Below are 23,396 nucleotides of genomic sequence, written 5' to 3'. Positions count from 1 at the left end.
AGTTCCCTCTTCAAATCTGGGGGTTTTCGGTATTTCCTGAACGCACCTAGAACGCGGTAGTTCAGCGCGCAAGTTCAGATCATCGCCATCCCGCCGTTCACGTGCACGGTTTGTCCCGTGACGTACCCGGCTTCGCGGCTAGCGAGGTACACGATCGCCGCGCCGATGTCTGCGCCTTCGCCGAGGCGGCCGGCCGGAATCTTTGCGGTGAGCGCGGTCTTCTGCGCGTCGGGCAGCGCGTCGGTCATCGGCGAGGTGATGAAACCGGGCGCGACGCAGTTGACGGTGATGGCGCGGCTGGCGAGCTCCTGCGCCATCGATTTCGACATGCCGATCAGGCCGGCCTTCGATGCGGCGTAGTTCGCCTGGCCGGGGTTGCCGGTGACGCCGACGATCGAGGTGACCGAGATCATCCGGCCGAAGCGTGCCTTCATCATCGGCTTGGCGGCGGCGCGCATGAGGCGGAACGCGGCTTCGAGATTGACGCGGATGACGCTGTCCCACTCGTCGTCCTTCATCCGCATCGCGAGATTATCGCGGGTGACGCCGGCGTTGTTGACGAGGATGTCGAGCTTGCCGAGCTTCTCCACCGCCTGGGGGACGAGCGCGTCGACGGCAGCGGCGTCGGAGAGGTTGCAGGGGAGCACGACGTGGTCGCCGTTCAGGGTGGCGCGGAAGGCTTCGAGCTTGTCGGCGTTGGAGCCGGATACGGCCAGGCGCGCGCCTTGGGCGGCCAGGGCTCTGGCGATCTCGGATCCGATCCCGCCGGATGCCCCGGTGACGAGGGCGGTCATGCCTGTGAGGTCGAACATTGGTCAGTCTCCAAGAAGGTTGTTCACGCGGAGACGCGGAGCCGCGGAGGGGCGATGATCATTTACGATCCGTCGCACGCCTTCTTTTAGCGTTGCGCCACCGAAGTTGATCAGCAGCCCTACGGGCTGCCTGGTAAGGCGGAGATATGTCAGCAATTGTTTGCCGTGGACTGCGTTCAACTGCTCTACCGATTTGATTTCAACGAGAAGGCGTTCATCGACCAGCAGATCGATCCTGAAGGCAGCTTCGAACCGCATGCCATCGAATTCGATGTCTACCGGTCGCTGCCGCGCCACGTGGTAACCCAGACTGGCAAGCTTACTTGCCAAGACCAACTCGTAGACGCTTTCGAGGAGACCCGGACCCAGCTCGCGGTGGATGCGAAGGGAGAGATCGAGCACATCGCCGCTGATCTGATCGATCTCTCTCAAATTTTCTCTCCGCGGCTCCGCGTCTCCGCGTGATCACATCTTCTTCACGAGTTCCTCGATGTCGTCCATCGTGATGACGCTTGTCGTCTCGACGTCGGGGGTGATGCGCTTGATCATCGGGTTAAGCACCTTTCCGCCGAATTCGACGAAGTGCTCGACGCCCACCGCGTGCATCGCCAACACCGATTCGCGCCAGCGGACCATGCCGGTGACCTGCTGGACCAACAGGTGACGGATCGCACCAGGGTCGGCGACGGCAGTTGCGTCCACGTTGGCGAAAACCGGGACCAGGGGCGCGCGGAGGTCGGCATCCAGGAGGGCTGCTTCCATGGCTTCGGCGGCTGGCTGCATCAGGGGGCAGTGAAAGGGGGCGGAGACGGGGAGCAATACCGCGCGCTTGGCACCAAGGTCCTTGGCCAGCGCGATCGCCTTTTCGATGGCGAGGCGGTGGCCGGAGATGACGACCTGCGACGGGTCGTTGTCGTTGGCGACGGTGCAGATCAGTTCGGGGCCGCCTTCCGCGAGGATAGCGTCGACCGCGGCGCCGGCAATGATCTGCGCCTTTTCGAGGTCGGTGCCGAGCAATGCGGCCATGGCGCCCTCCCCTACCGGGACTGCGGCCTGCATCGCCCGGCCGCGAAGTTTCAGGAGACGCGCGGTGGTCGAGAGGTCGAGCGCACCGGCGGCGCACAACGCGGTATATTCGCCGAGGCTGTGGCCGGCGACATAGTCGGCTTTGTCGGCGAGGCGGAGGCCGCCTTCCTTCTCGGCGACGCGCAGGGTGGCGATCGCGTTCGCCATGATCGCGGGCTGCGCGTTCTCGGTGAGGAGCAGGTCGTCCGCGGGCCCTTCGCTCATCAGGCGGAACAGGTGCTGGCCGAGCGCCTCGTCGACTTCGGCGAACACCTCGCGGGCGGTGGCACTGGCGTCGGCGAGCGCCTTGCCCATGCCGACAGACTGGCTCCCCTGGCCGGGGAAGATGAACGCGCGCATGGCCTCTCCTCTGTGTTGGGTCTTCGTTCGAGCGCGGGGCCTATAAAGGTGCGCGTCGAGTTGCAACCTGAACGAACCCTGCGAGCTTGCGACAATATGCGACCATTTCCCTGGCCTTGCGACAATCGCCTGCGACAATCGGCTCCCAAATTATGGAGGACGCCGCAGCAACGGCGCCGTGTTTCAAACGGGAGATTATCATGAAGAAGTTCATCCTCAGCGCGCTTGCCGCTACGCTCGTCGCCAGCCCGCTGGTCGCCGCAGCCCCTGCCGAAGCGCAGCAGCAGCGTCGCGAAGTGACCACCGTGCGCCACAACGACAATGGCCGCACCGTCGTCACCAAGCGCACCGTCGTCCGCACGCCGCAGTATCGCAACTGGCGCGCCGGCCAGCGCTTCGATCGTCGCCAGGCGCAGAACTACCGGGTGATCACGACGTACCGCAACTATCGTCTCGCACCCCCGCCCCGCGCGCATCAGTGGGTCCGCTCGGGTCGTGACGCGATCCTGATCGACGGTCGCGGCAACGTGGTCCAGGTTCGCGGCGGCGCGTTCCGGTAATACCTACCATTACCTTGCCTTTCCCCGATAAACGGGTAAGGCCCTCTGCAACCGGGGTGAGAGATTCGCGTCTCTCGCCCCTGTTTGCATTCTAGACGACAGCCGGAGGGGTGCACGCATGGGGCGTGTATCAGCGATCGGCCAAGACGAAGGACAAGACATGGCTCTTTACGAGCACGTGTTCCTTGCGCGCCAGGATCTGGCACAAGCGCAGGTGGACGCACTGGCGGAAATCGCCACCAAGATCGTGAACGACAACGAAGGTCGGGTCGTAAAGACCGAGAACTGGGGCCTGCGTTCGCTGGCGTACAAGATCGCCAAGAACCGCAAAGCGCACTATGTCATGCTTGAGATCGATGCCCCGGGCAGCGTGATCGCAGAGCTGGAGCGCCAGACCCAGATCAACGAAGACATCATCCGTTACATGACGGTCAAGGTCGACACCCTCGAAGAGGGCCCGACCGTGATGATGCGCAAGCAGGATCGTGACCGCGAGCGTCGTGGCGACCGTGAAGGTGGCCGTGAGGGCCGTCCCGATCGTGGCGATCGTCCGGACCGTGGTCCCCGTCGTGACCGCGAAGAGGGAGCTGAATAATCATGGCACGTCCATTCTTCCGCCGCCGCAAGAGCTGCCCGTTCTCCGCCAAAGACGCTCCCCGGATCGACTATAAGGACGTCCGGTTGCTGCAGGGCTTCGTGTCCGAGCGTGGCAAGATCGTCCCGTCGCGTATCACTTCGGTGGCCGCAAAGAAGCAGCGCGAACTGGCTCAAGCCATCAAGCGTGCGCGTCATCTGGGCTTGCTGCCCTACATCGTTAAGTAAGGAGCGCCCACATGGACGTCATTCTGCTTGAGCGCGTCGAAAAGCTTGGTGCTATCGGCGACGTGGTGAAGGTCAAGGACGGTTACGCGCGTAACTTCCTGCTTCCCAACAAGAAGGCGCTTCGTTCGAACGAAGCCAACCGCAAGGTGTTCGAGTCGAACCGTGCGAAGATCGAATCGGACAACGCATCGCGTCGCAGCGATGCCGAGACCGAAGCGAAGACCTTCAACGACGCGACCGTGACCCTGATCCGTCAGGCGTCGAACACCGGTCAGCTCTACGGTTCGGTCGCGGTTCGCGATCTGGTCGATGCGCTGGTGGCCGACGGTCACAAGGTCGGCAAGTCGGCGATCGTGCTCGACAAGCCGATCAAGGCGATCGGTGTCTACACCGTCAAGGTATCGCTGCACCCCGAGGTGTCGGTGGCCGTCAAGGTCAACGTCGCCCGTTCGCCTGAAGAGGCCGAGATGCAGGCTTCGGGCGTCGACGTGATGTCGTCGATGTTCGAGCGCGACGAGGCTGGCTTCGTCGAGGATTACGATCCGAACGCAGAGCCCGGCGCGACCGCCGAAGCACCGCGCGATCAGGAGGAAGAAGCGCAGGGTTGATCCCTTCGCTTCCCTTTTAGCCGATACAGAAAGGCCCGCCCGGAGTGATCCGGGCGGGCCTTTTCTTTTGTGCTTTTGCGGTGCGTGTCAGGGGCAGGTTACGCAGGCGCCGATCATTGCCGCGAAGGGGATGAGGGCGCAGAGGATGGGGACTAGGTGTTTCATGACCGGGTGACTCTTGGGGGTGTTATCCGGTTAATGCGCAGGATGTGGAAAGGTTGCCGGGAGGTGAACGAATTTTGTACCGATCGGTTTTCGGTGCGGGAGAACACCAATCCCTACCACCCCGGCGGAGGCCGGGGCCCAGTTGGGAAAGCTAGAGTAACGGATCGCAGCGCCCATCATCCGCGTCCTCCAATTGGGCCCCGGCCTTCGCCGGGGTGGTGGTAGTGGAAGGTCAGCTTTCGACGTTTTCCGGCTTCTCGATCAGGGCAGGCCCCTCGCCTAACGCCAGCGCATCGACCGACGACACATCTTCCAAGTCCCGCGCGCCAGTCTCGATGTTCAGGTCGCGGAACTTGCGCCCCGTCACCATCAGGCGGCCGTTGAACGAGTTGGTGAAGCCGTTGAAGTTCTTCACCGCGCTGTTGAGACCTACGCCGACCTTGCGCAGATCGTCCGCCACCTTTGCGAGGCGATCGTGCATTTCCTTGCCGAGTTCGCCGATCTTTCGTGCTTCGTTGGCGAGCTTTTCCTGGCGCCAGACCGCCGCTACCGTCCGGGCGATCGCGATCAGGTTGGTCGGCGTTGCCAGCAACACGCGCTTTTCGAAGGCGAAGTCCCAGAGCGTCGGGTCGTGTTCGAGCGCGGCGGAGAGGAAGTGTTCGCCGGGGACGAACATGATGACGTAGTCGGGCGTGTCGGCGAACTGGCTCCAATAGGCCTTGTTGCCGAGGCCATTGACGTGCGCGCGCATCGAGGCCGCGTGGGCGGCTAGGCCGATCAGGCGCTCGGCGTCGTCGACCGCGCCGAATGCGTCCTGGTACGCGTTAAGCGAGACCTTTGCGTCGATCACCAACGCGCGGCCGCCGGGGACGCGGATGATCGCGTCTGGACGCAACCTTGCGCCGTCGTCGCCGACCGCGACTGAGACTTCCGTCTGGAAATCCGTATGCTCGCTCAGGCCACAGGTTTCGAGGACGTTCTTGAGCTGCTGCTCGCCCCAGCGGCCGCGCGACTTTGGGGCGTTGCGGAGGGAATTGACGAGCTTGGCGGCTTCGGTCGAGACCTTTTCCTGGCCGAGGCGCATCTGTTCGATCTGGCCCTTGAGATCGCCGAACGCGTCGCGGCGCTCGGCCTCGACCTTTGCGACGCCCTCTTCGTAGCGTTGCAGGCGGTCGCTGACGGGTTGGAGCATCGACTTGAGGTTGAGGCCGGCTGACTCCTCGGACTGGCGGAAGCGGGCGTCGGCGCGTTCGAGGAAGGTCTTCTGCGCGTCGCTCAGCAGCTTGTTGGCGACGTCGCCGAACTGCGCGGCCATGACGTCCTTCGCCTCGCGGAGTTCGAGCAGGCGCGCTTCGAATGCCTCGCCTTGGGCTTTGAGCGTCGCGATTTCGGTGCGGGCGGCGTCTCGGTCGGCGCGGATCGTGGCGAGGTCGAGGCGCAGGCGATCGGTGTCGGTGGCACGTTCGGCGTTCTGCGCGCGGAGCGTGGCGAGGTCCTGCATCGCGGCGTTGCGTTCGCGTTCGACCGCATCGCGCGCGGTGCGGATGAGGTCGGCGTCGGCGACCTTGGTCTGCGCGACGGCGAGTTCGCTGGCTAGGGTGGCGGCTCGGCGGGAGGCCAGGAGCCAGCCGAGGAGGATGCCGGCGGCTAGCGCGAGGACGGCGATTATGGCGAACTCAGCCATTTTGCACCGGCGAATTTAGCTGGAAGTGCACAAAGTGCAGACGCTGGCGCAGCAATTTCTCAGGGGAGAATGTGCGCATCGGCGAGCGGGTTTGGGAAGGATATGGAGCCGTCATGCGTGGAACATACGTCGAACGGCTGATGTAGGACAATCGGAATATGTTGTTCTCCCGCGGAGGCGGGAGTCCAGGGTTACGGGCGGTGGCGCTCGTGGTCCTGGGCCCCCGCCTTCGCGGGGGAACTAGAGGGCGGGCGACACCTTCTCCACCAGCGCCACCCCGGCGGAGGCCGGGGCCCAGTTGGGAGACGTCGCTAACTGAGCGCGGCCCGTAGTTACTGCGAACTTTCCAACTGGGCCCCGGCCTTCGCCGGGGTGGTCGCGTGTTGGGCGAACGAGCCGCACTTTCAGGCGCCCACTCTCGGCACACACAGCGCCGACACCCACGCCCCTCACCCCAGCTTGCGCTGCTTCGCCAGCTTCTTCATGACCATGTCGCGCTTCAGGCGGCTGATGTGGTCGATGAACAGCACGCCGTCGAGATGGTCGATCTCGTGCTGCATGCAGGTCGACAGCAGGCCGTCGAAATCCTCCTCATGCGCCGCGCCGGTCTCGTCGAGCCACTTCACGCGGCACCGCGCCGGGCGCGCCACCTCGGCATATTGCTCCGGGATCGAGAGGCAGCCTTCGTTGTAGGTGGAGACCTCGTCGCTGACCGACAGGATCTCGGCGTTGATGTACGCCTTGGGGTTCTTGATCGGCTTGTCGTCCTCGTCCTTCTCCTCTTGGAGATCGATGACGAGAACTCGCTTCTGCACGCCGACCTGGGTCGCGGCGAGGCCGATGCCGTTGAAGTCGTACATCGTCTCGATCATGTCGGCGACGAGCGTGCGGGTGGAGTCGTCGACCGTCTCCACCGGCTCGGCGACGAGGCGCAGGCGGGGATCGGGGACTTCGAGAACGGTCATGACGGTCATAGCGCGTCCGCTAAGGTACACGTGCCGGGTGCGTCAAGCACCTGGCTCAAGCCATCGGACGTCGTGCGCGCAATGCCTGCGCCAGCGTGCCCTCATCGAGATAGTCGAGTTCGCCCCCTACTGGGAGGCCGTGCGCGAGTTGCGTGACGCGGACCGGGAAGCGTTCGATGCGCTCGGCGATGTAGTGCGCGGTGGTCTGGCCTTCGAGCGTGGCGTTCATCGCGAGGACGACTTCGTCGATGCCGCCGGCTTCGATGCGGCGGACGAGGCTGTCTATGCTCAGGTCTTCGGGGCGGATGCCTTCGAGTGCGGACAGCCGCCCGCCGAGGACGTGGAAGCGGCCGGGGAACAGCCGCGATCGATCGAGCGCCCAGAGGTCCGCGACTTCCTCGACCACGCACAGCGAACGCTGGTCGCGGCGCGGGTCGGCGCAAATTGCGCAGGGGTTGGTGGTGTCGACGTTGCCGCAGGTCGAGCAATTCTCCAGCCGCTCGTCGACCGCGGTCAGCGCCTCGCGCAACGGACCCAGCGCCGCATCGCGCTTCTTGAGCAGATGAAGCACGGCACGACGTGCGGACCGGGGGCCGAGGCCGGGGAGCCGGGCCAGCGCCTGCGTCAGCGCCTCGATCTCGGGGGATGCCATAGGGAACAGATAGGGGGTTGCGCGGCTCCCCGCCAGCGTGTTCGAGAGGGGCCATGCGGATCATCTTCATGGGAACGCCGGACTTCGCAGTGCCGGTGCTGGAGGCCCTCGTCGCGGCGGGGCATGAATTGGTGGCGGCGTATTGCCAGCCGGCTCGGCCGGGCGGGCGGCGTGGGCGAGAGCTAGTGCCGTCGCCGGTGCAGCTTCGGGCCGAGGCGCTGGGGATCGATGTGCGGACGCCGGTGTCGTTCAAGGCGTCTTTGCCGGAGGGGCTGGAAGCTCGCGAGGCGTTTGCGGCCTTGGGCGCGGATGTGGCGGTCGTTGCGGCCTATGGTCTTATTCTGCCGCGCGCGGTGCTGGAGGCGCCGCGGTTCGGGTGTCTGAACGTGCATGGGTCGTTGTTGCCGCGGTGGCGCGGGGCGGCGCCGGTGCAGCGGGCTATCCTCGCGGGCGATGCCGAGACGGGCGTCGGGATCATGCAGATGGAGGCGGGGCTGGATACCGGGCCGGTAAGGCTCGAGGGACGGACGCCGATTGTCGGCAAGACTGCGGGGGATCTGACGTCCGAACTCTCCGCGATGGGAGCTCGGTTGATGGTCGAGGTGCTGGGCGATCTCGACGCCTACCCTGCCCGGCCGCAGCCCGAGGAGGGCGTTACCTATGCGGCGAAGATCGACAAGGCGGAGGCGCGGATCGATTTCGAGCGATCCGCGGTCGAGGTCGAGCGGCTAGTGCGGGCGATGAACCCGGCGCCGGGGGCGTGGTTCGAGCATGCCGGCGAGCGGGTGAAGGTACTGGCCGCGGACGTGTTGCCGTTCTCGTTTCTTGGGTGCGAGGGGCTGACGGTGAATGCCGAGCTGACGATCGGGTGCGGCGACGGGGCGATACGGCCGACCCTGGTGCAGCGGGCGGGGCGCGGCGTCACCTCTGCCACGGAATTGCTCCGGGGGTTTCCGATCCGGTCGGGGACGCAGCTTTGACGCGGTTCGCGTTGACGGTGGAGTTCGACGGGCGGCCGTTCATGGGCTGGCAGCGACAGAAGCACGGGCCGAGCGTGCAGGCGGCGCTGGAGGCCGCGGTGTTGAAGATGACCGGGGAGACCGCGTCGGTGCAGGCGGCGGGGCGGACCGATGCGGGCGTGCACGGGATGGCGATGCGCGCGCACGTCGACATCGCGAAGCCGCTCGCCGCGTTTCGGTTGATGGAGGGGCTGAATGCGCTGGTGAAGCCCGCGCCGGTGTCTGTGCTGGCGTGCGAGGTGGTCGACGACGATTGGCATGCGCGGTTTTCGTGTGTCGGGCGGTCTTATGAGTACCGGATCGTCAACCGGCGATCGCCGTTGACGTTCGAGGCGGGGCTGGCTTGGCAGGTGCCGCAGTTGCTGGATGCAGACGCGATGGCGGAGGCTGCGGGGGCGCTGGTCGGGCGGCATGACTTCACGACGTTCCGGTCGGCGCATTGCCAGGCGGATAGTCCGGTGCGGACTCTCGATCGGCTCGAGGTTGTGCGGGAGGGGGAGCGGCTGTTTGTCTATGCGGCGGCTCGGTCGTTCCTGCATCATCAGGTGCGCTCTATGGTCGGGTGTCTGGCGCTGGTGGGTATGGGGCGATGGGCGGTTGGCGATGTCGCCAAGGCGCTGGCGGCGAAGGATCGGGCGATGTTGGGGCTGAATGCGCCGCCCGATGGGTTGTTCTTCGTGAGTGCGGCTTACCCCTAAGCTTGTTCCCCCGCGAAGGCGGGGGTCCAGTCTGGGCCCCCGCCTTCGCGGGGGAACAAGCTTTTTCGGTTAGCGGACGAACTTTGCGGCTAGCTCGACATGCGTCGACCAGCGGAACTGGCCGACCGGCTGGACCCAGTCGATCCGCCAGCCTGCATCGCACAGCTCCTTGGCATCGCGCGCGAAGCTGGCCGGGTTGCACGAGACATAGGCGATCACTGGCGTCTTGCACTCCGCCAGCGCGGTCGCCTGTTCGCGCGCGCCCGAGCGGGGCGGATCGATCACCACGGCGTCGAAGCGATCGAGTTCGGCCACCGTCAGCGGGCGGCGATAGAGATCGCGGTGCTCCGGGTAGACCGGCCGCTGGGTCCGGTGCGCGGCGGCCTTCAGCGAGCCGAGCGCGTCGCGTGCGCCTTCGGCCGCGTAGACCTTGGCGGGGATTGCCAGTGTGAAGGTGCCGAGGCCGGCGAACAGGTCGGCGACCGTCGCTGGCTTGCCGATCGCTTCCAGGACGGCGGCGGTGAGTGCGGCCTCGCCATCAGGTGTGGCCTGGAGGAACGACGCGGGCGGGAGCGGTACGGGGACGCCGCCCAAGGTGATCGTGACCGCGTCGGGTTCCCAGCGCGTCTCGGGGCCAAGGCCGTCGTCGAAGGCTACGCGGGCGATCTTGTGATCTTCGCAGAATTTGGTGAGCGCTTCGGCGGCGGGGAGGCCTTCGGGGGCGAAGCCGGTGATCAGGATGTCCGCGCCCTGGTCGGCGAGCGTCAGGTGGATGTCCGCGCGGCGGCGGAAGTTGAGGCGCTTGAGCAGCAAACGCAACGGCTGGACGAGCGCGAACAGGCGCGGATCGAGGATCCAGCATTCCTTGATGTCGACGATCGTGTGCGCCTTCTCGGCGGTGAAGCCGAGCGTGATCTTGCCGCCCTTGGCCTCGGCGTGGAGCGTCGCGCGGCGGCGGCTGCGCTCGGGAGAGATGTGCGGGGTGCGGATCGGGGCGGACAGGTCCTGGCCGTCGAGCGCGGAGGCGATGCGGTCGGTGACGAACTCGGCATAGGCCTGGTCGTCGAGATGCTGGAGCTGGCAGCCGCCGCAGGTCGGGAAATGGACGCAGGGGGGAGTCTGGTGGTGTGGGCCGGGGATCACGGTGCCGTCGGCGGCGAGCGTGTCGCCGGGGGCCGAGAAGGCGGCGTGGCGGCCATCGGCGGTCATGCCGTCGCCGCGGGCTGCGACGCGGATGATCGTGTCGATATTCGATTCAGAGGTCGAGTCAGTGGTCATGGGGCCGCTCTGGCCGACCGGAGCGCTTCCGCCAAGTCGTCGGCGATGAAAGCCGCGCCCAATCGGCGGGCAGCGTCACTGTGGAGCCACACTCCGGCACAGGCTGCGTCGAGCGGATCGAGCCTGGCGGCGAGCATCGCGCCGATCGCGCCGGCGAGCACGTCGCCGGTGCCGGCCGTGGAGAGCCAGTCGCTGGACCCTTGCGCGATGCGGACGCGGCCGTCTGGGGCGGCGATGACGGTGTCGGCGCCTTTGAAGACAACGATGGCGTTGGCGCGGGTGGCGGCGTCGCGGGCTCGGGTGATCTTGTCGGCTTCGGATTTGCCGAAGAGCGCGTCGAACTCGCCGGCGTGCGGTGTGAGGATGACGGGGACCTCGAGCGCTTTGATTCGGTCCGGATCGAGCAGGCGGAGGGCGTCGCCGTCGATGATAAGGGGATGGCCTGTGTTTAGCGCCGCTTCAAGAAGCGCCTTGGCCGTATCGTCGCGCCCGAGACCGGGGCCGATGACGAGCGCACCAATCCGGTCGTTGGCGAGTGCATGGTCCGAGAACCGCGTGCGAACGAGCGCATGCGGCGGGCCTTGGCTGTCGCCAAGCAGCGTCACGTAGCCGGCGCCTGCGCGCATCGCAGCGAGGGCTGCAAGGTCGGCGGCGCCAGACATGGTGCCGGCGATGATCGCGACCATGCCTCGGGTGTATTTGTGCGAGTCTGGGCCGGGGGCTGGGAGCGAGGGGGTTTTGAGAACCTCGACTTGGCTGACGGTGGGAACGCCGATGTCAAGGAGACGGATCTGGCCGCAATAACGCGCGGCGGGTTGGAGAAGGTGCGCTGGTTTTACCGCGCCGAGCCCGAGGGTGAGGTTGAAGACGGGCGGCGTGCTGAGCGCCTCCCCTGAGTCGGTGGCGAGGCCGCTGGGGAGGTCGATCGCGATGCTGAGTTGAGCGGCGTTCGCGAGGGAATGGAGACACTCGACCACAGACCGTTCCCCCGCGGACGCGGGGGCCCAGGATAGGCCGCTAGATGAGCCCTTGGGATTTAGCTGGGCCCCCGCGTCCGCGGGGGAACTGCTTGAATACGAAGCGGTGGCGCGCGGTCGCGTAAGGCCGGTGCCGAACAGTGCGTCTACCAGGATCGCCGCGAGTTTCGCCTCCGCCAGCGTGTCGACCGGGCCGGACCACCCTGCCCTCGCCGACTTCGCCGCATCCGTCTTGGGTTCCGACAGCGCCGCGACACGAACCGAAACACCCATTTCCGCCAGCACGCGGGCCGCGACGTAGCCGTCGCCACCGTTGTTGCCGGGGCCGCAGAGGATCAGGACGTCGTTGGCACCGGCCAACCGGCGGACCGCGTGTGCGACCGCGGTGCCCGCGCGCTCCATCAGCGTATCCACCGAGACGCCGGTAGCGATGACCGCGTCCTCCGCTGCGCGCATTTCGGCGGCGGTGAGGACCGGCTGGCCTTCGATCCCAATCATGACGGCTTCGTCGTACCCTTGACGGTGGCCGGGAGGCGATAGCGGTTGCCGCCCAGTGCGACCTCGATGCCGTCCGTGCCCGTGATCGTGACCTTCGCCACCTCCGCGCCGTCCGCCGCGATCACCCCGCGGCCGTCCTGCGTTACCAGCAACCGACGGAAGGCTCCGTCGGGATGGCGGATCGTCAGGATCAGGCCATCCTTGCCTTGCGCCTGCTCAATCGTGCAGGTCGACGCGAACGCGGCTCCACCCTGCGCACAGGCGATACGGCTGTCCCCGGCGGTTTCAGTGCGCTGCTTTGCCGCGACCTGTTCGCTGCTCGGCTGCCCCCGCCCGCACGCTGAGAGCGGGAGCGAGAGAAGCGCGGCAACCGTCAGTAATCGTTTAGATATCCGCGTAGACATGGGTTTCGGCTGCCGCTCCAGGGTGCGTGACGGCACCCTTGTACGCGGGGCCGACGGTCTTCGCATAGCGCCAGAGTGCGCCAGAGCCGTAATCGTTGGTGCGCGGCACCCACGCGGCGCGACGCTCCGCCATGACGTCCTCGGGAACGTCGAGGTCGATCGTGCCGGCCTCGGCGTCGATGTGGATGATGTCGCCGTTCTCGACCAGCGCGATCGGGCCGCCGTCCGCTGCTTCGGGGCCAACATGGCCAATGCAGAAGCCGCGCGTACCGCCCGAGAAGCGCCCGTCGGTGATCAGCGCGACGCTCTCACCCATGCCGAGGCCGTAGAGCGCGGCGGTGGTCGACAGCATCTCGCGCATGCCGGGGCCGCCCTTGGGACCTTCGTAGCGGATGACGATGACTTCGCCCTCGTTGATCTGGCGATTCTCGACCGCGGCGAAGGTGTCCTCCTCGCAATCGAACACGCGCGCCGGGCCCGAAAACTGGAGGCGGTGCATGCCGGCGACCTTCACGATCGCGCCATCGGGGGCGAGGCTGCCGCGCAGGCCCACGACGCCGCCGGTGGGCGTCAGCGGGGTCTTGATGTCGTAGATGACCTTCTGGTCGGGGTTCCACGTCACTTGGTCGATGTTCTCGCCCAGCGACTTGCCCGTCACGGTCAGGCAATCGCCGTTCAAGAAACCACCGGCGAGCATCGTCTTCATCAGCATGTAGACGCCGCCGGCCTCGTACATGTCCTTGGCGACGTACTTCCCACCGGGCTTGAGGTCAGCGATGTACGGCGTTGTCTTGAAGATCTCGGCGACGTCGAACAGGTCGAATTCGATGCCGGCTTCGGACGCCATTGCGGGGAGATGCAGCGCGGCGTTGGTCGAGCCACCGGTCGCAGCGACGACGCGTGCGGCATTGATGAACGCCTCGCGCGTACAGATGTCGCGGGGGCGGATGTTGTCGGCGAGGCACTCCATGACCTGCGCGCCGGCCGCCACGGCGATCTGTTCGCGCGTGGTGTAAGGAGCCGGCACCATGTTGCTGTTCGGGATCGACAAACCGATCGCTTCCGCGACGCAGGCCATCGTGTTGGCGGTGTACTGGCCGCCGCATGCGCCGTGGCCGGGGCACGCGACCTTCTCGATCGCGTGGACTTCGGAGAGCGGGCACGCGCCGGCGGCGTATTTGCCGACGATCTCGAACACGTCGACGACGGTGACGTCGCGGTCTTGATACCGGCCCGGCAGGATCGAGCCGCCATAGACGAACACTGACGGGATGTTGAGGCGGAGCATCGCCATCATCATGCCGGGCAAGGACTTGTCGCAGCCGGCGAACCCGACCAGCGCGTCGTAGCAATGGCCGCGGACTGAGAGTTCGACCGAGTCGGCGATGACTTCGCGGCTCACCAACGAGGCCTTCATGCCCTGATGGCCCATCGCGATGCCGTCGGTAACGGTGATCGTGTTGAACCGGCGCGGCATGCCGCCGCCCTGGATGACGCCGGCCTGCGCGGCATCGGCCTGCGCGTCGAGCGTGGTGTTGCAGGGCGCCGAGTTGTTGCCGGCGGACGCGAGCGCGACGAACGGGCGCGCGATCTGCTCCTCGTCGAGACCCATCGCGTAGTAATAGCTGCGGTGCGGGGCGCGTTCGGGGCCGACGGAGACGTGGCGGCTCGGCAGGCGCGATTTATCGAATGTGCGGGTCATGGCGAACGCCTATGTCGCGGGAGGGGGTATTTACGCAAGAGAGTTGCGTCGATTTTTAGCGGAGGGGGACCGCTTCAATCTCGTCATCCCCGCGCAGGCGGGGATCCAGAACGGCAACGGTTCATGATATTGTTAGTGAGGTCTGCCAGTATGGGTTCCCGCCTTCGCGGGAATGACGAGGCTTAGCGGGATTACTCCCCTCCCTGGAAGGGAGGGGTTGGGGGTGGGTTGGCCTGTTGGCTGACGTCGCCCTGCCCAATCGGCCGACCCACCCCCGGCCCCTCCCTTTCAGGGAGGGGGGCAGAAGGGGGGCGCCTGGCGCTCTATCGATTAGTATCAGAGGCCTTCGAGTGCCTTCGCGACGCCGTCCATCGTGAAGGGCTTCTGCAACCGCGGACGGTCGCGGAATTCCGGGGCGACGCCGTCATCGCCGCCACCGGTGGCGAAGACGAACGGGACGCCTCTTGCCGCCAATGCCTCGGCGACTGCGGTGCTCTTCTCGCCGCCACGCAGGTTCACGTCGAGGATCGCGCCATCGACGCCGCCCTGTTCGATCCGCTTCAAGGCATCGGCGACGGTGTCGACCGAGCCCGCGACTCCCTTGTCCAATACCTCGAGGAAATCCTCCAGCATCATGGCGATCAACGGTTCGTCCTCGACGATGAGGATCTGTTGGGTAGCGGTCATATTTCTCGCATAGTCGGGATTGTTACGACTTGCCAACATCTTGTTCGAGTCAGCGTGCGGCAAGCACGTCTCGTGCCGCTTCGGCTAATTCCTGCACCGAGAACGGCTTGGGCAGGAACGCGACGTTGTCCAGATCGATCGACTTGCGCAGCTGCTCCTCGGCATAGCCCGACATGAACAGGATCGGCAGGTCGGGGAATTTCTCCCGCGCGTGGCGCACCATCGTCGGGCCATCCATCTGCGGCATGACGACGTCGCTGATCAGCAGATCGGGGCGGCCGTGTTTCTCCAGCACTTCCAGCGCGATCTCGCCGTTTTCCGCGGTCAGCACTGTGTATCCTTGCCGCGTGAGCGCGCGCTCGGCGACGGCGCGGACCATGTCCTCGTCCTCGACCAGCAGGATCGTGCCCGTGCCCCACAGGTCGACCGGCTTCGGTGCGGGCTTGATCACCACGGGTCGAGTCGCGGCGGGCGCCGAATGGACCGGCAGGTACATCGAGAAGGTCGCGCCCTGCCCCGGCTTGCTGTCGGCGAAGATGTAGCCGCCGGATTGCTTGACGATGCCGTAGACGGTCGAGAGGCCGAGCCCGGTGCCCTTGCCGAATTCCTTGGTAGTGAAGAACGGCTCGAAGATCTTGGGGAGCACGTCGGGGGGTATGCCGGTGCCGGTGTCCTGGACGATCAGCGCGGTATAGTCGGCGACGGGCAGGATATCGGACGCCATCTCGCGCACTTCGGCTGCGGGGACGGCGCGCGTGGTGATCGTGAGCACGCCGCCGCCGCGCGCGTTCGCCGAGACGATCGCGTCGCGCGCGTTGACCGCGAGATTGACCACCACTTGCTCGAGTTGGCCTGGATCGGCGCGGACGGGCCCCAAATTGCGGCCGTGCGTCATGTCGAGGCGGACGTTCTCGCCCATCAACCGCTTGAGCAGGTTGGACACCTCCGAGACTACGTCGGGGAGCTGGAGGATTTGCGGGCGGAGAGTCTGCTGGCGCGAGAAGGCGAGCAGCTGGCGGGTCAGGCTGGCGGCGCGGTTCGAATTGGTGCGGACCTGCTGGATGTCGTCGTAATCGCTGTCGCCCGGCGAATGGCGCATCAGCATCAGGTCGCAGTGACCGATGATCGCGGTCAGGATGTTGTTGAAATCATGCGCGACGCCGCCCGCGAGCTGGCCGACCGCCTGCATCTTGGTGGCCTGCGCGACCTCGCGCTTGAGGCGGGACTCCTCACTATTGTCCTTGAGGCTGAGCAGCACGGCCGCATCGCCAAGGCCACGCGCGCCGGCGATGGTGAGCGCGACCGGCTCGTCGGGGTGATCCTTGAGGCGGACCGCCATGTCGGCGGAGTGCGTCGCGCCGTTCGCGAACTTGCGGATCGCGTCGGCGACCGCGGCCTTGTCCTCGCGGACGACGAGGTCGCCAGGATAGAGCGGCGGCGCGACCGCGTTGACGCCGGCGGCACGCAGGAACGAGTCGTTCATCTGCAGGAAGCGGCCGTCGCGATCGACCAGCGCCATGCCGAACGGCATCATGCTGACGAGGCTGCGGACGTGGGCGGAGGCGCTGGCGCCGAGTGCGGGGGCGTTCTCCTCCTCGTCGAGCAGCGCGACCAGCACGGGCGCGTCGTCGCCGTCGAGGAACGGGATCTGAAGGACGCGGAGCGGCGTGCCTTCGAGGCCTTCGCGCTCGAAGCGGACGAGGCCGCGGCTGTCGGTAATCAGGAAGCGGGCGAAGTCGCGACCTTCGATCGTATCGTATTCGTCGCCGCACGCCCGCGCGCGGAGGACACGGTTGGCAGTGCGGACGCGACCGTCGGGCGAGAGTAACGCCGCCATGATGCCGCTGCCGCCGAGCCGGTCGCCGGTCGGGCCGGTCAGCAGCGCGGCGAGCGTTTCGGCAAGGTCGTGTTCCTGCGCGGTGACGAAGCGCCAGACGAGCATGTCGGCATCGTCGCCGGCGCGCGCGATCTGGGCGGAGAGGCAGACGTTGCGGGCGTTCAGCCGCTCGACCTGCGCGGTGCCGTCGCGCCAGGCGGAGCGGCCGGCGTCGGCGAGTGCTGCGTTGCCGGCTTCGTCGAGCGGGAGGCCGGGGGGTGTCGGGAAGCCTTCGAACAGCGCTTCGTAGGCGTCGTTCGCGCAGACGAGCCGCCCGGCGCGGTCGGTGATCGCGAGTGCGTCGGTGCCGGCTTCGGCGACGGTGCGCGTGAGGTCCCAATCTACCGGCCGCGGCGCGTCCCGGGCGACGGGGTTGAGCAGGCGCCACGCGATCAGCGCGCCGATGACGATGATGGCGGCGGCGAAGAACCCGGCGGCGGCGATCCAGCTGCCGACGAGCAGCAGCACGATCGCGGCGGCGGCGACGCCCGAGGCTATGGCGACGAATGCTGCGTTGCGGGCGGGGGTGGGTAAAGCGAGCGATGCCATTGGGGGGAGTCATCCGCTGTTGCGGGGTTGGGCGTCAAGCGGGTTGCGGGATTGTTGGGGGCGATCACCCTTGATCCCTGCGACGCTCCCAAAAGGAAACATCACCCCGGCGGAGGCCGGGGCCCAGTTGGAAAGGTGGTCGTAACGAAGCGCCGTCCGTCGTCAGTAACGTCCCGCAACTGGGCCCCGGCCTTCGCCGGGGTGGCGGCTATGATAGGTGGGTCACAATCAACATCGCCCCTGCCGTTCCCACGCGGAGGCGGGGGAACCCGAAGTGTGCGATCCGTCCCTTACCAGATCCGGACGCGCTGCTCCGGCGTGAGGTACAGCTTCTGCCCCGGCGTCGGCTTGTATGCCGCGTACCAGGGGTCAAGGTTGCGCACGACCCAAGCGCGCTGCTGCGACGGGGAGTGAGGATCGGTCAGCAAGCGGTTGCGGAGATTGGCTTCGCGGTAGTTGCGGCGCCAGACCTGCGCCCAGCCCAGATAGAAGCGCTGGTCGCCGGTGAAGCCGTCGAGGACCGGTGCGGTCTTGCCGCCGAGCGCGGTGTGGTACGCGTCGTACGCCACCGTCAGGCCGGCGAGATCGGCGATGTTCTCGCCCATCGTGAGCTGGCCCTTCACGTGCATGCCGGGGAGCGGTTCGTACGCGTCATACTGCGCGCCGAGCTTGCCGGTGAGCGCCTTGAAGCCGGCGATGTCCTTGGCCGTCCACCAGTCGGTGAGCTGGCCCTTCGCGTCGTATTTCGAGCCCTGGTCGTCGAAATGATGGCTCAGCTCGTGGCCGATCACCGCGCCGATGCCGCCGTAATTGACCGCGTCGTCGGCCTTCGGGTCGAAGAACGGGGGCTGCAGGATGGCGGCAGGGAAGACGATCTCGACCATGCCGAAATTGGCATAGGCGTTGACCGTCATCGGCGTCATACCCCATTCCCAACGCTGCAACGACTTGCCGAGCTTGGAAATATTATCCTGGTGCTGCCATTCGTTGGCGCGCCATTCGTTGCCGAACGCATCGCCCGACGTGATCGTCAGCCCCGAGAAATCCTTCCACTGGCTCGGATAGCCGATCTTGGGCGTGAACGCGGCGAGCTTGGCGTGCGCCTTCACCTTCGTCTCGGGCGCCATCCATTCGAGCTTGTCGATCCGGCGGCCCATAGCGGCGAGCACGTTCTTGACGAGCTTGTCGGCTGCGGCCTTGGTCTCGGGCGGGAAATACTGCGCGACGTAGAGCTTGCTGACCTCGTCATCGAGCGCGCCCGAGGTGAACTGGACGCCGCGCTTCCAGCGGGCTTCCTGCTCGGGCGTGCCGCCGAGGACGGTGCCGTAGAACGCGAACTGCTCGGCGTCGAACGCCTTGGGGAGGACGTCGGCATAGCCGTCGAGCGAGCGGAGGATCAGCTGGTCCTTGAGGACGCCGATCGGCGCGGTCGAGACGAGCTTGGCGATGCCGGTGATCGCGGAGGGCTGCGCGACGATGACGGTCGGCACGGGCGTGCCGATGCCCTTGAAATACGCGGCGAAATCGAAGCCGGGCGCGCGCTTGGCGAGATCGGCGACGGTCATCTTGTTATAGGTCTTGGTGGCGTCGCGGCTGTCGACGCGGGTCCAGCTCACCTTGGCGATCTCGGTCTCGAACGCGAGCAGCGCAGTGGCACGTGCCTCGGCATTGGGTTCGCCGGCGAGGGTGAGCATCTTGACGATGTGGGCGCGGTAGGCGTTGCGCGCCTCGACCAGTTTGGCGTCGGTGCTGAGGTAGTAATCGCGGTCGGGGAGGCCGAGGCCGGACTGGCCTAGCGAGAGCGCGTATTGCTCGGGCAGCTTGTCGTCCTGGCCGACGCCGCCGCCGAACGGGCCGCCGATGCCGGCGCGGTCTGCCTCGGCGAGGAGGGCCGGATAGCCTGCGCGGTCGTTCAGCGCGGCGATCTTGGACAGCCAGGGCTTGATCGGGGCGAGGCCCTTGCCTTCGATGGTGCCGGTGTCGAGGAACGTCGCATAGGCGCGGCCGATCTTCGAGTTGGGGTCCTTCGCGGCGGTGTCGAGGATGCCGCGGGTGCGCGTCTCCGACAGGTCGGACAGGAGGTTGAACGAGCCGTAGTTCGACTTGTCGGCGGGGATCGGGGTGTTCTTGGACCAGTTGCCGTTGGCAAAGGTGTAGAAGTCGTCGCCGGGCTGGACGGACTTGTCGATGCCCTTCTCGTCGAAGCCGAAACTGCCGTATTGCGCGCCGGTCGGGGCGGGCGCTGGCTTTGGTTCAGAGGTTTGCGAGATGGCGGCGGTGACGCCGCTGATGGCGGTTGCGGCGAGTAGGCCGGCGACGATGAAGGACTTCATGGGGTTCTCCGGGAGTTTCAGATGCGCTGTGTCAAACTCACTCCGTCACCCCGGACTCGTTCCGGGGTCCACCGTTCCACGTAATCACGTCTCTCGATTATGCGGAACCGTGGATGCCGGAACGAGCCCGGCATGACGGAGGGGGTTACCAGATACGGACGCGGTTGGCGGGGGCGAGGTAGCTCTTCTCGCCGGGCTTGGCGCCGAATGCGGCGTACCAGGGATCGAGGTTGCGGACCGTCAGGACGCGCTGGTGGCCCGGCGAGTGCGGGTCGGACAGCAACGTCTGCTGAAGCGCGGCGTCGCGGAACTTGGTGCGCCAGACGCCGGCCCAGCCATAGTAGAAGCGCTGGTCACCGGTCGTGCCGTCGATGATCGGCGCCTGCTTGCCGCCGAGCGACTTGTGGTACGCGTCGTACGCCACCGTCAGGCCGGCGAGATCGGCGATGTTCTCGCCGAGCGTCAGGCCGCCCTGGATGTGCTGGCCGGGGAGCGGTTCGTACGCGTCATACTGCTTCACGAGCGCGTCGGTGAACACCTTGAAGCGCGCGACGTCCTGCGGCGTCCACCAGTCGGTAAGCTTGCCGTTGAGGTCGTATTTGCGGCCCTGGTCGTCGAAATGGTGGCTGATCTCGTGACCGATCACCGCGCCGATGCCGCCGTAATTTACCGCCGGGTCCGCCTTCGGATCGAAAAACGGCGGCTGGAGGATCGCGGCCGGGAAGACCACCTCGTTCATCGTCGGATTGGCGTAGGCGTTGATCGTCATCGGCGTCATGAACCACTCAGCCCGATCGATTGGCTGGCCGAGCTTCTTCAGGTCGCGATCATATTCGAACGCGTTGGCGCGCGACACGTTACCGACGAGATCGCCGCGCTGGATCTGGAGCGCGGAATAATCGCGCCACTTGTCGGGATAGCCGATCTTCGGGGTGAAGGCGGCGAGCTTGGCGAGCGCCTTGGTCTTGGTCTCGGGCGCCATCCATTCGAGGTTCCGGAGACGCTCGCCCATCGCCGCGATGACGTTCTTGACGAGATCGTCGGCGGCGGCCTTCGACGCGGGCGGAAAATACTTTGCCACGTACTGCTGGCCGATCGCCTCGCCCATCGCGCCCGACACGGTCGAGACGCCGCGCTTCCAGCGGACCTGCTGCTCGGGCGTGCCCGACAGCGTGGTGCCGTAGAAGGCGAAGTTGGTCTTGTCGAAATCGCTCGACAGATACGGCGCGTACGAGCGCAGCACCTTCAGCATCGCATAGTCCTGCAGGACGTTGATGGGCGTGTCGGCGAACACCTTCGCCTCGCCGGTCACCGCGCTCGGCTGTGCGACGAGGTAGAACGGACGACCGGTGACGCCCATCGCGGTCATGTACTGCGCCCAGGGGAAGCCCGGCGCCTTTGCCGCGAAGTCGGCGGCGGTCCATTTGTTGTAGGTCTTGTCGGCGTCGCGGCTCTCGATCCGCGTCCAGTGCGCGGTGGCGAGGCCCTTCTCCATGTTGAAGACGGCGGCGGCGCGAGCGGCTGCGTTAGGCTCGCCGGCGAGCGTGAGCATCCGCGTCAGATACGCCTGGTACGCGGTGCGGATCGTGGCGAGCTTGGCGTCGTCCTTGAGGTAGTAATCGCGATCGGGGAGACCGATGCCGCTCTGGCCGAGGCTCACGACATAGGTGGTCGGATCCTTGTCGTCCTGCTGCACGCCGACGCCGACGAGGCCGCCGACGCCCTGGCGCTGGAGCTTGGCGATCTCGGTGACGAGCGCGGTCTTATCCTTGGTCGCCTTGAGCGCGGCGAGCATCGGCTTGACGGGCGTCGCGCCCTTCGCGTTGACCGCGGCCTCGTCCATGAAGCTGGAATAGAAATCGCCGACCTTGTCGCCGGGCGTCTTGGCGGAGACGTCGAGGATCGTGCGGGTGCGTTCGAGCGACAGGTCCTGGAGGACGTGGAACATGCCGTAGGACGAGCGATCGGCGGGGATCGGCGTGGTCTTCACCCAGCCGCCGTTCGCGTAATCGAAGAAGTCGGTGCCTGGCGTCACGCTGGTATCGCGGCCCGCCATGTCGAAGCCGAATTCGCCGATCTGCGGCTTGTTGGCGTCCTTGGCGGCGACGGGGCCCTTCGCAGCTTTGGCGAGGGTCGGCGACGGGGCACTGGTTTGGGCGAAGGCCGATGCGGCGGACGCGAGCAGGATCACGGTAACAATCGACTTACGCATCAAGAACCTCGGAAAAGATCTTCAGGATGCGGTGTGTTCTACGCCGATAGGACGGTCCGTCAATTCCAACCGGTGTCAAATGTTACGAAACATGACCGTGGCGATTGTCGTGGCGGTGCCGCCACTTGCGCGCGATCCACAGCCGCCAGCCGAGCGCGCTGAGCGCGTAACCGCCGACCGAACACACGACCGTGATGACCAGCAGACCGAGCGCGGTAGCGGGCCCCGCCTGCATCAGCCACGGGATCCATTCGGTGCGCGCCGCGGCATCCGCGACGGGCTGGCCGGGGACGTGCGCGTCGAGCCGCAGCAAGGACGAGCCGATCCAATAGGCCGCGATCCAGAGCGGCGGCGTGGTCAGCGGGTTGGTGATGAAGGTGGTCAGCGCAGCGGTCGGCACGTTGGCGCGGAACGGCAGCGCGAAGATCGCCGCGACCGGCGTCTGCGCGACCGGGATCAGGATGCCCGCGACCATCCCGAGCGCGACACCGCGCGGAACGGAACGGCGGGTGAAACGCCAGAGCTCGGGCGCGAGGACGCGGTGCGCGACCGGGCGGAGAAGACGGTTCCGCTCCATCGATTCGCGGGTCGGCAAGTTGCGATGCGACCACGCCGCGAGGCGCCCGAAGATACTGCCCGGCGCCTTCGACACAGGCTATCCGCGATCCCGCATGATCCGGCCCTGCTCCCGCTTCCAGTCCTGTTCCTTCACCGAATCGCGCTTGTCGTGGTTCTGCTTGCCCTTGGCGAGCGCCAGTTCGATCTTCGCGCGGCCCTTTGAATTAAAGTAGATCATCAGAGGCACGAGCGTCATGCCCTGGCGCGCGACCGCGCCGAACATCTTGTTGATCTCACGCTCGTGGAGCAGCAACTTGCGCGGCCGCTTGGGCTCGTGGTTGAAGCGGTTCCCGTGGCTGAATTCGGGGATGTTCGAATTGACCAGAACGACGTTCTTGCCCTTCACCTCGGCATAGGCCTCGGCGATCGAGCCCTCGCCGCCGCGCAGCGCCTTCACCTCGGTGCCGGTGAGCGCGATGCCCGCTTCGAACACCTGCTCGATGTAGTAGTCGTACCGCGCGCGCCGGTTCTCGGCGACGATCTTGGTCTTCTCGAAGGTAGGGGGTTTGGGACGTGCCATGGGACGCGCGATGTAGGAGGTCGCGAGGCTTAGGGGAAGCGGTGGGGTGCTATTGGCGCAAACAAACGCCGTTCTCCTGCCAACGCAGGAGGCCAGGGTTACACGCGGCGGTATTCGTGACCCTGGGCTCCTGCTTTCGCAGGAGAACGGCAGTTAAGGTCAAACCAGACCGGTGTGCGCCAACGCCGCATCGGCCACAGCCCGCAATGCTTGGGGGAAGCGGTGGTGGTGACTTCTAGTTGGTCCTGCCCTCCTCTTCTTCGCCCATCCCTGGAAGGGAGGGGTTGGGGGTGGGTCCGCTTCCTCGTGTCCTAGGGTCGGTGGCTCGAGCT

At 66.4% G+C, this 23,396-nt stretch carries 23 protein-coding genes; 7 read left to right on the top strand and 16 right to left on the bottom strand.

What is annotated here, in order from left to right; translation table 11 throughout:
• Positions 1-74: 74 nt before the first annotated feature.
• The 3 genes from fabG to fabD are packed head-to-tail and all read right to left on the bottom strand — an operon-like array spanning position 75 to position 2,237.
• Positions 75-812, bottom strand: a complete 738-nt coding sequence (gene fabG / locus AC59GX_RS05505; protein WP_426280721.1) for a 3-oxoacyl-[acyl-carrier-protein] reductase — start codon at positions 810-812, stop codon at positions 75-77.
• A gap of 3 nt (positions 813-815) precedes the next feature.
• Positions 816-1,244, bottom strand: coding sequence for a GxxExxY protein (locus AC59GX_RS05500; protein WP_426280723.1), 429 nt, complete (start codon positions 1,242-1,244; stop codon positions 816-818).
• A 33-nt stretch (positions 1,245-1,277) separates the two neighbouring features.
• Positions 1,278-2,237, bottom strand: a complete 960-nt coding sequence (gene fabD / locus AC59GX_RS05495; RefSeq protein WP_426280724.1) for an ACP S-malonyltransferase — start codon at positions 2,235-2,237, stop codon at positions 1,278-1,280.
• Positions 2,238-2,437: 200 nt separating this feature from the next.
• Between fabD and AC59GX_RS05490 the strand changes: the two genes are divergently transcribed.
• The 4 genes from AC59GX_RS05490 (at position 2,438) to rplI (ending at position 4,227) form a co-directional block, all read left to right on the top strand.
• Positions 2,438-2,797 carry an RcnB family protein gene (locus AC59GX_RS05490; RefSeq protein ID WP_426280725.1) on the top strand — a complete coding sequence of 120 codons (360 nt, stop codon included), beginning with the start codon at positions 2,438-2,440 and terminating at the stop codon, positions 2,795-2,797.
• Between the two features lie 160 nt (positions 2,798-2,957).
• Positions 2,958-3,392, top strand: a complete 435-nt coding sequence (rpsF, locus tag AC59GX_RS05485; RefSeq protein ID WP_056050884.1) for a 30S ribosomal protein S6 — start codon at positions 2,958-2,960, stop codon at positions 3,390-3,392.
• Between the two features lie 2 nt (positions 3,393-3,394).
• The gene (gene rpsR / locus AC59GX_RS05480; RefSeq protein WP_031393978.1) at positions 3,395-3,619 is read left to right on the top strand and encodes a 30S ribosomal protein S18; all 225 of its coding nucleotides are present in this window, start codon (positions 3,395-3,397) and stop codon (positions 3,617-3,619) included.
• A gap of 11 nt (positions 3,620-3,630) precedes the next feature.
• Positions 3,631-4,227, top strand: a complete 597-nt coding sequence (gene rplI, locus AC59GX_RS05475; RefSeq protein ID WP_056050886.1) for a 50S ribosomal protein L9 — start codon at positions 3,631-3,633, stop codon at positions 4,225-4,227.
• 397 nt (positions 4,228-4,624) lie between these two features.
• Here rplI and AC59GX_RS05470 read toward each other — a convergent pair whose 3' ends face one another.
• The 3 genes from AC59GX_RS05470 to recR all read right to left on the bottom strand — a co-directional run bounded on the left by AC59GX_RS05470 (position 4,625) and on the right by recR (position 7,693).
• Entirely contained in the window at positions 4,625-6,076 is a 1,452-nt protein-coding gene (locus tag AC59GX_RS05470) for a DNA recombination protein RmuC (RefSeq protein WP_107962929.1), read from the bottom strand.
• 449 nt (positions 6,077-6,525) lie between these two features.
• Positions 6,526-7,050, bottom strand: coding sequence for a peptide deformylase (gene def / locus AC59GX_RS05465; RefSeq protein WP_426280727.1), 525 nt, complete (start codon positions 7,048-7,050; stop codon positions 6,526-6,528).
• Between the two features lie 46 nt (positions 7,051-7,096).
• Positions 7,097-7,693 (bottom strand): recombination mediator RecR, encoded by a 597-nt coding sequence (gene recR, locus AC59GX_RS05460; RefSeq protein WP_056052820.1) that lies wholly within the window; start codon positions 7,691-7,693, stop codon positions 7,097-7,099.
• Between the two features lie 53 nt (positions 7,694-7,746).
• Between recR and fmt the strand changes: the two genes are divergently transcribed.
• Both fmt and truA read left to right on the top strand, forming a co-directional pair.
• A complete protein-coding gene (gene fmt, locus AC59GX_RS05455) occupies positions 7,747-8,673 on the top strand; it encodes a methionyl-tRNA formyltransferase (RefSeq protein ID WP_426280729.1) in 927 nt (308 codons plus the stop codon).
• Positions 8,670-9,410 (top strand): tRNA pseudouridine(38-40) synthase TruA, encoded by a 741-nt coding sequence (truA, locus tag AC59GX_RS05450; RefSeq protein WP_426280730.1) that lies wholly within the window; start codon positions 8,670-8,672, stop codon positions 9,408-9,410. Before fmt ends, truA begins: the two co-directional genes overlap by 4 nt.
• Positions 9,411-9,479: 69 nt before the next feature.
• Here truA and AC59GX_RS05445 read toward each other — a convergent pair whose 3' ends face one another.
• The 4 genes from AC59GX_RS05445 to ilvD are packed head-to-tail and all read right to left on the bottom strand — an operon-like array spanning position 9,480 to position 14,269.
• Positions 9,480-10,688: a class I SAM-dependent RNA methyltransferase gene (locus AC59GX_RS05445; RefSeq protein WP_426280732.1), complete on the bottom strand. Its 1,209-nt coding sequence runs from the start codon at positions 10,686-10,688 to the stop codon at positions 9,480-9,482.
• Complete coding sequence (locus AC59GX_RS05440; RefSeq protein ID WP_497301175.1) at positions 10,685-12,163, bottom strand: NAD(P)H-hydrate dehydratase; 1,479 nt, start codon at positions 12,161-12,163, stop codon at positions 10,685-10,687. Before AC59GX_RS05440 ends, AC59GX_RS05445 begins: the two co-directional genes overlap by 4 nt.
• Positions 12,160-12,567, bottom strand: a complete 408-nt coding sequence (locus tag AC59GX_RS05435) for an invasion associated locus B family protein (protein ID WP_426280735.1) — start codon at positions 12,565-12,567, stop codon at positions 12,160-12,162. The genes AC59GX_RS05440 and AC59GX_RS05435 overlap by 4 nt, the downstream gene beginning before the upstream one ends.
• Entirely contained in the window at positions 12,548-14,269 is a 1,722-nt protein-coding gene (gene ilvD, locus AC59GX_RS05430) for a dihydroxy-acid dehydratase (RefSeq protein WP_426280736.1), read from the bottom strand. Before ilvD ends, AC59GX_RS05435 begins: the two co-directional genes overlap by 20 nt.
• Here ilvD and AC59GX_RS05425 point away from each other — a divergent pair.
• On the top strand, positions 14,268-14,396 hold the full coding sequence (locus AC59GX_RS05425) for a hypothetical protein (RefSeq protein ID WP_426280737.1): 129 nt from the start codon (positions 14,268-14,270) through the stop codon (positions 14,394-14,396). The two genes, ilvD and AC59GX_RS05425, sit on opposite strands and share 2 nt — an antisense overlap.
• A 209-nt stretch (positions 14,397-14,605) precedes the next feature.
• Here the strand turns inward: AC59GX_RS05425 and AC59GX_RS05420 are convergent, their stop codons facing one another.
• The 6 genes from AC59GX_RS05420 to smpB form a co-directional block, all read right to left on the bottom strand.
• A complete protein-coding gene (locus AC59GX_RS05420; protein ID WP_426280738.1) occupies positions 14,606-14,956 on the bottom strand; it encodes a response regulator in 351 nt (116 codons plus the stop codon).
• 49 nt (positions 14,957-15,005) lie between these two features.
• Complete coding sequence (locus AC59GX_RS05415) at positions 15,006-17,381, bottom strand: hybrid sensor histidine kinase/response regulator (RefSeq protein ID WP_426280740.1); 2,376 nt, start codon at positions 17,379-17,381, stop codon at positions 15,006-15,008.
• Between the two features lie 290 nt (positions 17,382-17,671).
• On the bottom strand, positions 17,672-19,714 hold the full coding sequence (locus tag AC59GX_RS05410) for a M13 family metallopeptidase (RefSeq protein ID WP_426280741.1): 2,043 nt from the start codon (positions 19,712-19,714) through the stop codon (positions 17,672-17,674).
• Between the two features lie 145 nt (positions 19,715-19,859).
• A complete protein-coding gene (locus AC59GX_RS05405) occupies positions 19,860-21,926 on the bottom strand; it encodes a M13 family metallopeptidase (RefSeq protein ID WP_426280743.1) in 2,067 nt (688 codons plus the stop codon).
• Between the two features lie 82 nt (positions 21,927-22,008).
• Positions 22,009-22,578, bottom strand: a complete 570-nt coding sequence (locus AC59GX_RS05400) for a DUF2062 domain-containing protein (RefSeq protein ID WP_426280744.1) — start codon at positions 22,576-22,578, stop codon at positions 22,009-22,011.
• A 3-nt stretch (positions 22,579-22,581) separates the two neighbouring features.
• On the bottom strand, positions 22,582-23,064 hold the full coding sequence (gene smpB, locus AC59GX_RS05395; RefSeq protein ID WP_055879372.1) for an SsrA-binding protein SmpB: 483 nt from the start codon (positions 23,062-23,064) through the stop codon (positions 22,582-22,584).
• Positions 23,065-23,396 lie beyond the last annotated feature (332 nt).

Source organism: Sphingomonas sp. 320_CC (assembly GCF_059691795.1).
The sequence above is the reverse complement of the archived record's forward strand: the minus strand, read 5'-3'. Positions and strand labels throughout refer to the sequence as shown.